Origin of the sequence: Spirilliplanes yamanashiensis (genome assembly GCF_016863475.1) — a bacterium.
GTDB classification, from domain to species: Bacteria; Actinomycetota; Actinomycetes; order Mycobacteriales; family Micromonosporaceae; genus Spirilliplanes; species Spirilliplanes yamanashiensis.
The window spans coordinates 40569-54394 of record NZ_BOOY01000010.1; the positions used below are offsets into that span (position 1 = coordinate 40569).

Sequence of the window (13826 nt, forward strand, 5' to 3'; positions counted from 1 at the left end):
AGCGGGGCGCCGCCCACCGGACGGCGCCCCGCTGCCCCTGCCCGTCAGCCCATCGGCATCGGGGCGGTGGGCACCAGCACCACCTCGTCGGAGCCGCTGAGCGGCGGCAGCCCGCCCTCCGGCTCGTCGGTGTAGCTGGCGACGAAGACGCCGCGCAGGTTGCTCGCGCCGGCGTGGCCGGTGTCCACGAAGGTCTGGATGGTGCCGGAGCAGCCCGCCGTGGAGCTGAGCGGGTGCCCGTGTTCGTCGTGGCCGAGGACGTAGGCGACGGTGACCCGCGCGCAGTCGACCGGGGCGTCGTCCTGGACCGTCACCGTGTACGTGACGACGTCGCCGAACTGGAACGTGCCGCCCGCGGGCTCGGCGGTGAGCGTCACCACCGGGATGGTGTTGCCCACGACGATCCGCACGGACGCCCACGCGCGCCGGCCGGTGGCGTCGGTGACGATCAGGGTGGCCTCGTAGACGCCGTTCTCGGTGTACGTGAACGACGGGTTCTGCGCCCGGGAGTCGATCCGGCCGTCGGCGTCGAAGTCCCACGCGTACCGCAGGGCGTCGCCGTCGGCGTCCGCCGTTCCCGCGCTGGAGAACCGCACGGTGAGCGGGGCCAGGCCGGCCTCGGTGTCCGCCGCCACGACCGGCACCGGGGTGCGGTTGCCGCGGGTCCAGTCGATCCGCGCCAGTTGCGCCTCGGGCAGTTCGGCGAAGTAGCCGGTGCCGTACTCCAGCAGGTAGAGCGCCCCGTCGGGGCCGAACTCCATGTCCATCGGGTTGTCGAACACGATGTCCGGTGCGACGTCCTCGATGCGGGTGACCTCGCCGTGTGTCAGGGTGAACGCCTTGATGTAGTCGCGGGTCCACTCGTAGAACAGCGGTTTGCCCTCGAACTGCCGCGGCCACTTGACCCGCGACCGGTTGCGCGCCGACCAGTCGTACGCCGGGCCGGCCATCGGGCCGATGCCGCCCTCGGCGTCCAGCTCGGGGAACTGCGGGGACTCGTCGTACGAGTAGTAGACCTCGGGCTGCTCCACCGGCGGCAGCACCCGGCGGCCGGTGTTGTGGCGGGAGTCGTTCACCGGTGCGGCGCAGTCGAACGCCGGCCCCGACGTCTCGGTGGCGAAGTCGTAGTCGCGGTACGGCATGTCCGGGGTGACGCAGAACGGCCAGCCGTAGTTGCCGGGTTCGTCGATGACCATCCAGCGGCCGTGGCCCGCCGGCCCGCGCTCCGGGTCGGGGTGGTCGGCGTCCGGCGAGTAGTCGGCCAGGTAGACCCGGTCGGTCCGGGGGTCGACGTCGAAGCGGAACGGGTTGCGCAGCCCCATCGCGTAGATCTCGGGCCGGGTCCGGGGCGTGCCGGGCGCGAACAGGTTGCCGCGCGGGATCGTGTACCCGCCGCCGGGCCTGACCCTGATGCGCAGCAGCTTGCCGCGCAGGTCGTTGGTGTTGCCGGAGCTGCGGCGCGCGTCGAACGCCGGGTTGCGGCCGGGGCGGTCGTCCAGCGGCGTGTACCCGTCCGACTCGAACGGGTTGGTGTCGTCACCGGTCGACAGGTACAGGTTGCCCCGGCTGTCGAAGTCGATCTGCCCGCCGACGTGGCAGCAGATGCCGCGGTCCACCGGCACGTCGATGATCCGCTGCTCGGTGCGCAGGTCGAGGGTGTTGCCACGCAGCTTGAACCGGGACAGCCGCAGCACGCCCCGGAACCGGTCCCAGTCGGCCTGGGTGCCGGTGACCGGCGCGTCGCCCTCGTTCACGTCGGGGGTGTCCGGGTCGTCGACCGGGGTGCTGCCCGGCGGCGAGTAGTACAGGTAGACCCAGTTGTTGCGCCGGAAGTCGGGGTCGATCGCGACGCCCTGGAGCCCCTCCTCGTCGTGCTGGTAGATGGGGACGTCGGCGGCGAGCGGGTTCAGCCCCGTCCGCGGGTCGTTGATCCGCACCTGGCCGGTGCGGGCGGTGTGCAGCACCCGCAGGTCGGGCAGCACGGCCAGGCTCATCGGTTCGCCCGGCCGGTCGTTCAGGGTCACCTTCTGGAACGGCGACTGGTCGGCGGGCACCGGCGCCGGCTCGTGGCCGGGGTGTGCGCCGGCGGGCGCGGGCGTCAGGCCCGCGAGCCCGGCGAACGTGGCGGTCAGCACGGCGACGGTGGTGCGGCGCCGCGTGGTTCGGCGGTCGGCCATGGCCGTCGCCTAGAACCGGATGGAACGTAAGAACCGGTACCCGACGGCGGCGGTGTCCAGGGCGTCCTCCGGCTCCCGGTCACCGGTGCCGGCGTCGTCGCGCTCGACGATGTACTCCTGCACCCCGGCCGTCCGGGAGTGCGCGAAGATGCGCCGGAAGTCGATCAGCCCGGTGCCCAGGTCGGCGAACCCGCTGTCGACGTTCATGTCCTTGCAGTGGAACTGCAGCACCCGGCCGCAGTGCGCGCGGATCACGTCCACCGGGTCGGCGGCGCCGCGCCACGACCAGTACAGATCGAGCTCCAGGTGAACGAGACGCCGGTCGGCGACCGCCATGAGCAGGTCGAACGCGGTCCGCCCCGACCCGTCGGCCAGCGGCAGGAACTCGAGCTGGTGGTTGTGGTACCCGAACCGGAACCCCGCCTGCCGGGCCATGGCACCGGCCCGGTTCAGGTCCTGCGCGAACGCCCGCCACACGGCGGCGTCGCGGATCGGCCCGCCCTGACCCGCGCCGAAGAACGGGTGCACCACATACTGGCAGCCCAGGGTACGGGCGTCGGCGAGCGTCGCCCGCCACGCGGCCTCGTCGAACGGCTGCGGAATCGAGAAGTGCCCCGAGGTGGCGCGGATCCCGTTCGCGTCGAGCAGCGCCCGGAACGCGGCCGCCGTCAGCCCGGCCGTCCCGGCCAGCTCCACCCGCCGGTACCCGATGCGCGCCAGCGCCGCGATCGTGCCGGCCGGGTCGGCCGCGAGCACGTCCCGCACGGTGTACAGCTGAATGCTGATCCGGTCGACCGGCACCCGCCGCCGGCCCGGAGACCCGGACCGGTCGTCCGGCGCGGCCTCGGCCGGCGTGGCGATGACGCCCGCGGTGCCGGCGGCCGCGGCCACCACGGCACCGGAACGCAGGAGCGCGCGGCGGCTGAGCGGCCCGTCGGTGTGATCGGTGAACATGAGCATCTCCTTCCCGGCCCGCGAAAGGGCGGACCGCGACGACGTCGGCGCTGCGGTCTGGAGGGTGCGTGAGAAGCGTTCAGCGACGATCGGTGCGACGCTGAGTCACGTGTGAGCTAACCACCGTTGCGAATGCCTGGGAAGGCGGCACCGATCGCGCCGCTGATCCTTTCACAGTGGATGAGCAGGGTGACCTATCCGGACAGACGCCGATTCCCGGCCCGCTTCCCGGTCTCATTGCCGGACCGCCTCAATCGGCCCGCGCGGGCCGCCCCCGGTCGCGCTCGCTGCGGGCGGCCTCGCGGTCGACGTGCGCCTGATCCCGCTCGAACCCCCGCCCGGTGTCCGTCAACGACGCGGCACTGCGATCCACCTTGGCCCGCGACCGGTCGACGGCCTCCCGCCCCCGCTCGATGGCCTCGGACGTCTCGGCGACCCGGTCGGCGACCCGCGCCCCCAGCGACCGCCCCCGCATGTAGAGCCGCTGTTCCAGGGAGTCCAGGCGCTCCTCCCGCCGCCCGGCCTCGGCGTCCCGATCATGGGAGATCCGGTCCCGCTCGTCGGCGACCCGATCCCGCTCGTCCGCCAGCAGATCCCGCTCGTCGGCGATCCGGTCCCGCTCATCGGCGATCCGCTCCCGCCGGTCGGCAACCGGTCCCGCTCGTCGGCGGCCTCATCCCGCAGGTCAGCGACCTGCTCGCGGTCGAGGTGCGCATCGTGCGGGCCCGGTCCGCCCCGGCCCGGCACCGCTGCCCCATCGCCTCCGCCCATACGCCAAACGGTACGCCGCCGGCCCGGCCACGAATCAGCACCAGCCGCATCCATCAGGCCGCTTGGGTTCATTCCGCCGCGCCACTCGAGTCATGGCCGGCTGTGCAGGAACCAGGCGTCACCGGTCGCCAGGGCGAACGCGAGCTGCCACTGTGTCAGGCCCATCATGAGGCTCTGCCCGAGCGCCATGTGCTGGCCGGCCAGTTCCCACGCCCGCTCGCCTGGCGGTGGTTGCCGACTGACCACGAACTGCAGCATCGTGCCCCAGGCGGCGACCAGTTCGGCACCCCAACGGCGCTGCCACTGCCGCATCGCGGCGGCCCATGCCCCGTAGCCGTCACGGTCGGGCGTGCTGGCGCCGTAGTAGCTGACCCAGGCGGGATGCCTTGGGACAGCGTGCAGCTGGTACTGCTTCCCACCGCCAAACAGTGGTTGGCTCCCGGCTGTCACCCGCTTGATCTCGCCGTCATGCAGCGCACCGTAATGGTCACCTCCGACAGTGATCAGGTGATCGCCGCGGCCGCTCTACGACCAGAGGGGGTTCGGTAGAACGCATCGACGGCGCGCTTGGACACACCAATCCCACGAACATCACGTCGATCCAGCCGTAAGCCACTCGGCGTGCATCGAAACGCCGCGGATCGGTCCGGCTCAGCTGTGGGGTCCAGATGCACGAAGGCCGGTCACCCGAAACGGGAGACCGGCCTTTGACCTGCTGTGCGCCCGAAGGGACTCGAACCCCTAACCTTCTGATCCGTAGTCAGATGCTCTATCCATTGAGCTACGGGCGCTCAGTGCTCCGCCAGCATACACACCGGCTCGACACGCGGAGACTCCGGGATTCGAACCCGGGAGGGGCTGTAAGACCCCAACCGCATTAGCAGTGCGGCGCCATAGACCGGACTAGGCGAAGTCTCCCCGGCGGCCCAGGGACCACCGACGGTTGAGGATACCGTGCCCCCCACACCGTCAGCAAAGAGACTAACCTCCTGCTCCCGAAGATCGGTGACGGGGGCGTCGTCGGCGTGGTGAGCTGCTACGTTGCGCGCTCCCGCGCCCGGCGATGCCGGGACCCGGCCGCCCGTCGATGTCACCGTCCGCGCAGGGTCACCCACCTGCGGTCGCCGAGATCACCGATGTCGGCGACCCGAGGGCTTTCAACAGGAAGAACGGCGATCTCCGGGCTAGGCTCCGTCGGCATGGAGGCAGACCGGTCCACGGACGACAGCCGCGCCGAGAACCGGCGCGAGGTGCCCCGTTCCCGCACCCCGAAGGCCACGTTCAGCAGCGCGGAACCCACGGCAGGCGACGACCGCCCGGGCCCCCCGGCCCGGCCGCCGGCGGTCGCCTTCCGGCAACCTCACAACCGCGACGCTACGGGCGCTCCGGGCACTTCTGACGTTTCCTCGCCCGACGGCCCCGAGCCGAAGCCCGCCGCCCGCCCCACCACCGGAGCCCCGCAGCCCGGGGCGACGGCGGCGCCGTCCGGCAAGCCACCGCGGCCGAAGGCACCGGCCAAGCAGGCGCCCGCCAAGCAGCAGCGCCCCAAGCCCACCCCGCCGAAGAAGGCGAAGCCCCAGCCCCCGGCCCCGGAGCCCTCGGCCGGACCCACTGCCGCAGCGGCCACACCGGCGGCGGCGCCCGAGGCGACCGGCCCCGCCCCCCAGGCCGCACCGCCGAAGACCACTCCGCCCAAGGCGGCACCGCCGAAGGCCACCCAGCCCAAGGCCGCCCCGCGGAAGGCCACCCCGGCCCAGGCCACACCGCTGAAGGCAGCGGCTCAGACCACTCCATCCAAGGCAGCCTCGCTCGAGGCCGCGGCCCAGACCGCCCCGCCCAAGGCAGCCCCGCTGGAGGCCGCGGCTCAGGCCGCGCCGGCCAAGGCCAACCCGCCGAAGGCGGCCGAGCCCAAGGCAGGCCCGACGGAGGCCACGATTCCGGCCGCGCCGACCAAGGCCGACCTGACCAAGGCCGACCCGACTAAGGCGGCCGAGCCCAAGGCAGGCCCGACGGGCGCCGCGGCCCCGGCCGCGCCGACCAAGGCCACGCAGCAGGGGACCACCCCGCCGAAGGCACCGACCCAGGCCACGCCGCTCGAGGCCACGGTCACCCCGTCGGAGGCTGTGGCCCCCGCCGGCGACGCCAAGCCCACGCCCCCGGCAAAGGCCGCAAAGCCCGCCAAGGCCGCCAAGGCCGGCCGCCCGCTAGCGGTCCCCCCGCTTCCGCAGGTCCAGCCCACCACCGCGGCCAAGCAATCCCCGGCCGAGCAGCGCCCCGCCGCCCGCCAGGCCCCCGTCGGCAAGGACGACCCCGTCACCCCGGCCGGCCCCCAGCAGCCGGCGCCGCAGGCGGCGGAGACCGCCACGACCGGGCAGGCGACCCTCAAGCACCCGAAGACCCTCGCCGACCAGCGCCCCAAGCCCCCCGCCGAGCGCACCGACCCGGTGCCCCGCCGGCACGCCACCCTGAGCGCGCAGCCGGCCGAGAGCGCCAACGGCGGGCTGTGGGGGCGGCTCGCCGCCGATCCCGCGCACGCCCCCGAGACCCTCGCCGAGGCGGCCGTGGCCGCGCTCGGGCCGAAGGCGGCCGCGTGGGTGCGGGTGACGCGGGAGGCGTATCCGCACGCGGACCAGGATGCGGTCGCGCGGCTGGCTGTCGAGCGGGCTCGGCGGCACGGGGCCGTCGGTGGGGCGGTCGCGGCGCTGTCCGGCGGGGCGGCGGTGTTGACCGGGGCGGCCGCGAGCGCGTACGCCCAATCCTTGCTGGTCCTGTCGGTGGCGGCCGCTTACGGGCACGATCCGGCGGCGCCGGAGCGGGTCGCGGAGTTGGTGCGGCTCACCGGGGTGCGGCCGGAGTCGGACGGGCCGGTGGAGCGGCTGGCGATGCCGCTGGTCGGGCAGGCGGTGACGTGGTTCGCGCTGCGGACCGTGAACCGGCTGCTGCCGGGGGCGGCGCTCGTCGCGGCGACGCTGGGGGCGCGGGCGTCGGTGGAGAAGCTGGGGGCCAAGGCGGTGGCGCACTACCGCTAGACCCAGGACAGCCACTCCTTCGGCAGCAGGGTGTAGCCGACGAACGCGAACACGTCGAGCAGCAGGTGCGCGAGGATCAGCGGCAGCACCCGCTTCGTCCGGAGGAAGAACAGGGCGAAGACGACGCCCATGACGGCGTTGCCGACGAACGCGCCGAAGCCCTGGTAGAGGTGGTACGAGCCGCGCAGGGCGGCGGACACGGCGATGATCACCGGGGTGCGGTAGGCGAGGTCGCGCAGCCGGGTCATGAGGTAGCCGACGACGATGACCTCTTCGAGGATGGCGTTCTCGGCGGCGGCGAGGATGAGCACGGGCACGGCCCACCACAGGTCGGGCAGGGCGGCGGGCACCAGGTTGGCGTTGATGCCGAGCAGGCCGGCGACGTACACCAGGGCCAGGCCGGGCAGCCCGATGAGGGCGGCCAGGGCGGCGCCGCGGGCCAGGTCCTGCATCGGGGTGCGGCGGTCGATGCCGAGCGACAGGGTGGGGTGGTCGCGGCGCAGCAGGTGGACGGCGAGCAGCACCGGCACGATCGCGAAGGCGATGCCGAGGAGCTGGTAGGTGAGGTCGAGCCAGGGCCGCGGTGAGGCGGACGTGTTCATGGCGACGGTCTGGTCGCCGAGGCGCTGTTCGGCGGTGAGTTTCGCGGTGAGCGAGACGATCGCGTAGACGGCGGACTGGCCGAGCGACAGGCCGAGCACGAGCAGGATCTCGGCGTGCACGGCGCCGCGGCCGGCGGGCGGGCGGGCCCAGCCGGGTAGGACCGGCGGGGAGGGCGATGCGTCGGCTGCCACCCGACCACTGTGCCATCCGGGGGCCGCCGTACCGAAGGCGATCGGGTGAGCGACGCACCGCCACGCGGGTGCGGCGAATGTCGCACTCGGGGCCGTCCGCGCAGGTCATCGACCGCCGCCGCACTCAGACACAGAGCGTGATGGATGGTTGTCGCACAGTTGGTGCGACGGCGGTCAGTGCGGGGCGGGCACCGTGAATTGGTCAGACGTACACCGTCCGCCACTTCCGGAGAGGCCTCGATGGGTAACCTCGCACGGCTGTTGAAGGAGAGCTGGACTCTCGTCGAGGACCAGCAGGACAAGGTCGCCGGCTACTTCTACGCGAGGATGTTCCTGTCCCACCCGGACCTGCGGGACCTGTTCCCGGTGCAGATGGACGTGCAGCGCGCCCGCCTGCTCAACGCGATCGTCACGGCGGTGCAGACGCTCGAGGACCCGGAGGTCTTCGACGAGTACCTGAAGGCGCTGGGCCGCGACCACCGCAAGTTCCACGTCAGCCCCGAGCACTACGACGTGGTGGGCGGCGCGCTGATCGAGGCGATGCGGGCGTTCGCGGGCGAGCAGTGGAGCATCGAGTACGACCAGGCGTGGGCGGACGCGTACGGCGTGATCGCCGCGAAGATGCTGGCCGGCGCGGACGCGGACACGAACCCGCCGTACTGGCACGCGGAGGTGATCGCGCACGAGCGGCGCAGCACCGACATCGCCACGTTCACGGTGGCGCCGATGCAGCCGATCGACTACCGGGCGGGCCAGTACCTGTCGGTGGAGGTGCCGAAGTACCAGCCGCGGATGTGGCGCACGTACTCGCCGGCGAACGCCCCGCGCAAGGACAACACCCTGGACTTCCACGTGCGCGCGATCGGCGCGGGCTGGGTGTCGAGCGCGCTGGTGCGCCGGTTGAAGCCGGGCGACATGGTGCGGCTGGCCGCGCCGATGGGCTCGATGACGCTGGACCGCCGGTCGACCCGCGACGTGGTGTTCGTGGCGGGCGGCACGGGCCTGGCGCCGATCAAGGCGCTGGTGGAGGAGCTGACCCGGTACAACCGGACCCGCTGGGTGCACGTGTTCTTCGGCGCCCGCAACCGCGACGACCTGTACGACCTGGCGGAGCTGAACAAGCTGGCGGCCCGCTACCCGTGGCTGTCGCTGGTGCCGGCGTGCAGCGAGGACGAGACGTTCCCCGGTGAGCAGGGGCTGATCTCCGAGGTGGTGGCCCGGTACGGGCCGTGGTCGGAGCACGACTTCTTCGTCTCCGGTTCGGGCACGATGGTGAAGGCGACGCTGCGCACGCTGGCGGAGCTGCAGGTGCCGTCGATGCGCATCCGCTACGACACCTTCAACTAGTACGCCCAGGGGCTGCCGGTCTGCCGGTACTCCTCGACCGGCAGCAGGGGTTCGCCGGCGGGCATCCGGTCGACGTACAGCCGGCCCTCCAGGTGGTCGATCTCGTGGGCGACGAGCCGGGCCATGGCCCGTTCGAAGAACGTGATGACGCGGGTGCCGTCGTACCGGGAGTGCTCGACCTCGATCCGCAGCGGCCGGCTGACCAGGCCGCGGTGGTCGAAGAAGGACAGGCAGCCCTCGTAGCGCTCGTCGGTGGCGTCGCTCTCGCCGACGACGCGCGGGTTGACCAGGACGATGCTGTCGGCGCCGCGCTCGGGCGGCCGCACGACGGCGATCGCGGACGGCAGGCCGATCTGCGGCGCGGCCAGCCCGACGCCCTTGCGGAACACGTGCAGCTCGTCGAGCTTGTCGAGGGTGGCGCGCAGCCGCACGGCGGCGTCGCGCGCGGCGGCCTCCTCGCGCGGCAGGTCGTACGGCCGGGCGCGGCGGCGCAGCAGGTCGTCGCCGCGCTGCACGATGCCGGCGTCGGCCATCCGGGCGCTGGCCCGGCCCTCCGAGGGCGCGGCGGTGGCGGCGGCGCTGCCGCGGAAGCGCCATTCGAGCCGGTACCGCGCGTTGAGGGCGGGGGTGTCGGTGTGCCACTCGAACGTGGACCGTTCGGCGTCGGCGTGCCGCTCCAGCGGGGTGCGGACGGGCGCCTCGGCGGCGAGGGAGTCCTCGACGCCCCACACCTGGGCCTCGAACTCCAGCGGGAAGCTGAGCCGGACGGTGAGGTGCCGGGTGGGCAGGCGGACGGCCCGCTGGAACCACTGCCCCCACTTCTCCTGCCCGACGGTGTACTCGTACTCGATGGTGGTGCGCTCGCCCGGGTAGAGCGGGAAGCGGCCGCGTTCGTTCTCGAACAGCAGCCAGACCTCCTTGAAGTTGTCCCGGTCCTGCTTGCTGCGCCACTCCATCCGCTCGTCCTCGCAGCGGGCCTGGATGTCGAGCTCCGCGTAGGTGAGCGGGTGGTCGCGGTGGTGCCGGTTGGAGCGCTCGGAGTCCTGCGGGTACCGGTCGACGGCGATCCGCACCAGGTAGCGGGTGACGGGCTCGTTGCCGGCGTTGTAGAGGTCGCGGCGCACCTTGCACCGGTACACGCCGTCGGTGTACGTCAGCTCGGCGATCTCCTGGTCGACGATGAGCCCGGTGCCGGGCGGCATCCACTGCTCGGGCACGGGCGGGTCGCGGTGCACGGAGTTGCGGGAGTGCCGCAGCTCGTCGTACTCCTGGAACTTCTGCCAGATGGCGCCGCCGGCGCCGAGGACGGCCTCGGCGCGGCGGGCGAAGTCCTCGGTGGGGCGGTGCCGGCGCCCCTCCACGTGGCTGACGTACGACGGGTCGAAGCCCATCAGCGCGGCGAGCTGCTTCTTGGTCATGCCGCGATCGACCCGCCACTGCGCGAGCAGGGCCGCGAACGTCTCAGCGGCTCGCTCGACGGGCGAGGTGGTCATCACGGTTGTCCCCTTCGTGCCGGGAATTCCCAGTCTCCGTTCCCGTGGTCCACGCCGCTAACCGACTAGCGCGTTGCCGACAGATGGCTTGACGATTCCCCAACCCCGTATCCACGGGTTAGGTCACACTGACCCCGGTCAGTCACTCTCCGGTGATCTTCACGGCCGGGAAACGGACGGTCGGTGTGATGATCCCCCGAGCCTATGGTTAGGCTTGCCTTAGGGAGCTAGGCTGACGCGTCCGGCTCGGAGTGGAGCCACGTGCAGAGGGAGGTGACCGGCCCGGCGATGACCACCGCACTCGACCGCGGCGCCGCCGCCGCCCAGCCCCTCGCCCCCGTCACCGCCACGCTGCGCGCCATGTTCGGCACCGCCACCGACCTGCCCGGCCTGGCCCCCGGCCTCACCGTGCACGACCGGGCCGGCTGGCGCACCGCGAGCGACCTCATCGCCTGCCACCTGCCCGAGCTGCTGCGCGCCGCCGAACGCCGCTGGGACGCCCAGCCGCACGCGGCCGCCGCCCTGGCGTGGAAGACCTACACCTACTGGCTGGCGCTGCCCGCCGTGCTCGGCTGGGCGTCCGCCCGCCGGGTGCCGCTGCTGCGCGCCGAGGACGTGCTCGTCCACTTCGAGGACCACCGCCCGCTGGTCACCCTCGGCCTCGACCGCGACATCACCGTCGCCGTCCTGCCGTCCGACCCGATCGCCGCCCTCGCCCTACCCAACGTGCGCGTGGTGGCCGACGAGGCGGCGCTGCTGGCCGAGCTGCGCGCGAGCCTGCTCACCGCCCACCTCGAGCCGATGCTCGACGCGCTGCACGCCCACCGGGTCCGCCTGGGCGCGCGCACCCTGCTCGGCTCCCTGGCCTCCGGCGTCGCGCACGCGGTGCTGCGCTCCGCCGACGTGGTGCCCGGCTCCACCGCCCAGACCATCCACACCCTGCTGGCCACGCTCGGCGTCGACGACCTCGTCGAGCTGGTGCCGGGCCCCGGCGGCCAGCTCACCGTGCAGCGCCGGACGTGCTGCCTGGCGTTCACCCTGCCGAAGCCGAAGGTCTGCACCGGCTGCTGCATCCGCACCGCCTGACCCCCGCACCCCGACACGACGAAGGCCGGACCCCGACGGGGCCCGGCCTTCCTGTCGTCGTCGCTACGGGCTGGCGGTCGTGATGCTGGCCGACGGGTCGTCGACGAGGGCGCGCACGTCCCACATCCACACGTCGCCCGTCCAGGTCGGCTGGAAGCCGATGATCTCGCTCATCGCCCGCCGCATCTCGATGTCGCGGTCCTGCGGGGTCAGCACGACCACGCCCGCCTTCCAGAAGCGCAGGTCGGCGAGGGTCATCTCGCGCCGCGCGTCGGTCAGCTGCGGGGTCGGGTAACCGGCCTTGATGGACGCGAACAGGCCGCTGGTCGGCCGCCAGCCCCCCTCGAACTGGCCGGTGCGGTCGCTCGGGTTCATCGGGTTCTGCGCCGGGAACAGGCCGTACCCGCGGGCGATGCGCAGGTCGTTCTTCGTGTACGCCGCCCACCGCAGCGGATCCGGGTAGGAGCTGTTGGGCAGCGGCAGGGCCACGAGCGAGTGCTGGTCGTCGACGTAGCCGCGCCACTGGTCCGAGGTGATGAACGAGGGCACCGGGTCCATCGGGCGGCTCGGCAGCGGCGTCGGGAACAGCGGCACCAGGGCCATCGCGACGGCGGTGCAGATGGCCAGGCGCAGCGGGCCGCGGGCGGCGGGCTGGCGGCGGCCCAGCTCGACGGCGCGCTGGCAGCCCAGGGCGAGCACGATCGCGATGACGGGCGCGATGGCCATCGCCCACCGGGTCGGCACCGCCGAGTTGAGCACCGGCACGCTGTGCAGGTACGCCCACAGGCCGGCGACGCCGGTCGGGCGGCCGTTCAGGTAGATCTGCGGGCCGAGGGACATGGCCGCGAAGAACACGGCGACCCCGGCGGCGGCGAGCACGGCGACGCTGCGCCGCATCCACACGACCAGGCCGGCGAAGAGGATGACCAGGCCCCAGCCGAAGAACGCGTTCTCCTCGGCGGCGTTCTGCGCCAGCCGGGAGGCGGTGGCGTCGTCGCCGGCGATGGACCGGCGGGCGTACGCGGTGAACGAGCCCAGGTCGGCGCCGAAGTAGCGGACGAACTCCGACAGCCCGTGGTACGCCTGCGGCCCGAAGAACTGCACGTACAACGGGTACGCGAGGGCGGCCAGCGAGATGGCGGCGGTGACCCCGAGGCCCTTGAGGACGGTGGCCCGCTCGGCGGTGTCGCGGCGGCGCTGGATCGCCATCACGCCGCAGAACAGGCCCACCCCGACGGCCGTCATGAACAGCACCTCGAGGTTGATGAACGCCTGCCACACCACGACGCCGGCGAGGATGGCGCCGTTGCGCACGGCCCGGCCGGGGCGGCGCAGTTCGAGGGTGCGCCAGATGAGCACGGGCACCAGGAACTGCGAGACGATGTTGGGGTGGCCGCCGGCGTGCGACACCATGCTCGGCGCGAAGGTCGCGAAGATCGCGCCCACCCACGCCGCTGTGCGCGACGTCACAAACTTCCGGGAAAGCACCAGGTACCACGCGATACCGGTGACGGCCAAGGCGAGTGTGAGGAACACGTTGAACGCGACGTGCGGGCCGAACAGGAGAGTGACGGGCGTCAACGGTAACGAGATGGCCAACACCGATGTGTTGGCCATCATGTTCATCCCGTCGGGGTAATTCAGCCGGTCGGAGAAGAACGGTGACACTCCGTCGGTGAGCACGCGCGCACCGTGCGCCAGCATCCACTCGAAGAATGCCTGATCTTGCGGATCCTCACGCAACTCGTGATCGAGGTTGAGCCACAGCGGGCTCGTGAGGAACAGCGCCATCGCGACCATGCTGAGCATCGCGGCGACGTCCACGCGCGTCAGCGAGCGCCACAGCGGCTGCTTGACCTGCGGTTCCGGGTCGACGTCCGGCTCGGTGGCGAGCGGCCGGTCGACAGTCGTGGACAGCGTGCGCAGTTCGGCGTCGAGGTCGTCCACCGCACTGCTGTCGCGAGGATGGGGTGCAGCCCCACCGACCGATGCGCCTGTCGTGTCAATACCCGTAATCGTCATAGCACCGGCGAGCCTAACCGAGGTTGGTAACGTGAACGTGACGAGCGACCGCAGCGTGATCGAGCCGAGACGAACAAGTTTCATGGTCGGCCGAACCCGCACCGGGTCAACGATCCGGATCGGTGCACGTAGGTATCAATCAGGCCAAGGATT

At 72.5% G+C, this 13826-nt stretch carries 10 protein-coding genes and 2 tRNA genes; 3 read left to right on the forward strand and 9 right to left on the reverse strand.

Annotated elements, in window-relative coordinates:
- Positions 1-44 precede the first annotated feature (44 nt).
- The 6 genes from Sya03_RS08980 to Sya03_RS09005 form a co-directional block, all read right to left on the reverse strand.
- Positions 45-2177, reverse strand: coding sequence for a PQQ-dependent sugar dehydrogenase (locus Sya03_RS08980; protein ID WP_203937751.1), 2133 nt, complete (start codon positions 2175-2177; stop codon positions 45-47).
- 9 nt (positions 2178-2186) lie between these two features.
- Positions 2187-3131 (reverse strand): sugar phosphate isomerase/epimerase family protein, encoded by a 945-nt coding sequence (locus Sya03_RS08985; protein WP_203937752.1) that lies wholly within the window; start codon positions 3129-3131, stop codon positions 2187-2189.
- 250 nt (positions 3132-3381) lie between these two features.
- Positions 3382-3606 (reverse strand): hypothetical protein, encoded by a 225-nt coding sequence (locus tag Sya03_RS08990; RefSeq protein ID WP_203937753.1) that lies wholly within the window; start codon positions 3604-3606, stop codon positions 3382-3384.
- Positions 3607-3992: 386 nt separating this feature from the next.
- Positions 3993-4352, reverse strand: a complete 360-nt coding sequence (locus tag Sya03_RS08995) for a DUF4253 domain-containing protein (protein ID WP_203937754.1) — start codon at positions 4350-4352, stop codon at positions 3993-3995.
- 268 nt (positions 4353-4620) lie between these two features.
- Positions 4621-4693 (reverse strand) — tRNA-Arg (locus Sya03_RS09000).
- A 36-nt stretch (positions 4694-4729) separates the two neighbouring features.
- A tRNA-Ser gene (locus Sya03_RS09005) sits at positions 4730-4820 on the reverse strand.
- A 281-nt stretch (positions 4821-5101) separates the two neighbouring features.
- Between Sya03_RS09005 and Sya03_RS09010 the strand changes: the two genes are divergently transcribed.
- Positions 5102-6931 (forward strand): hypothetical protein, encoded by a 1830-nt coding sequence (locus Sya03_RS09010; protein ID WP_203937755.1) that lies wholly within the window; start codon positions 5102-5104, stop codon positions 6929-6931.
- Here Sya03_RS09010 and Sya03_RS09015 read toward each other — a convergent pair.
- Complete coding sequence (locus tag Sya03_RS09015) at positions 6928-7653, reverse strand: CPBP family intramembrane glutamic endopeptidase (protein WP_203937807.1); 726 nt, start codon at positions 7651-7653, stop codon at positions 6928-6930. The genes Sya03_RS09010 and Sya03_RS09015 overlap by 4 nt on opposite strands.
- A 312-nt stretch (positions 7654-7965) precedes the next feature.
- On the opposite strand from Sya03_RS09015, the gene Sya03_RS09020 reads away from it, so the two are divergent.
- The gene (locus Sya03_RS09020) at positions 7966-9072 is read left to right on the forward strand and encodes a globin domain-containing protein (RefSeq protein ID WP_203937756.1); all 1107 of its coding nucleotides are present in this window, start codon (positions 7966-7968) and stop codon (positions 9070-9072) included.
- Here Sya03_RS09020 and Sya03_RS09025 read toward each other — a convergent pair.
- The gene (locus Sya03_RS09025) at positions 9069-10565 is read right to left on the reverse strand and encodes a peptide deformylase (protein WP_203937757.1); all 1497 of its coding nucleotides are present in this window, start codon (positions 10563-10565) and stop codon (positions 9069-9071) included. The genes Sya03_RS09020 and Sya03_RS09025 overlap by 4 nt on opposite strands.
- 288 nt (positions 10566-10853) lie before the next feature.
- Between Sya03_RS09025 and Sya03_RS09030 the strand changes: the two genes are divergently transcribed.
- The gene (locus Sya03_RS09030; RefSeq protein WP_203937758.1) at positions 10854-11651 is read left to right on the forward strand and encodes an IucA/IucC family C-terminal-domain containing protein; all 798 of its coding nucleotides are present in this window, start codon (positions 10854-10856) and stop codon (positions 11649-11651) included.
- 63 nt (positions 11652-11714) lie between these two features.
- Here the strand turns inward: Sya03_RS09030 and Sya03_RS09035 are convergent, their stop codons facing one another.
- Entirely contained in the window at positions 11715-13598 is a 1884-nt protein-coding gene (locus Sya03_RS09035) for a DUF6311 domain-containing protein (RefSeq protein WP_239107246.1), read from the reverse strand.
- Positions 13599-13826: the final 228 nt, after the last annotated feature.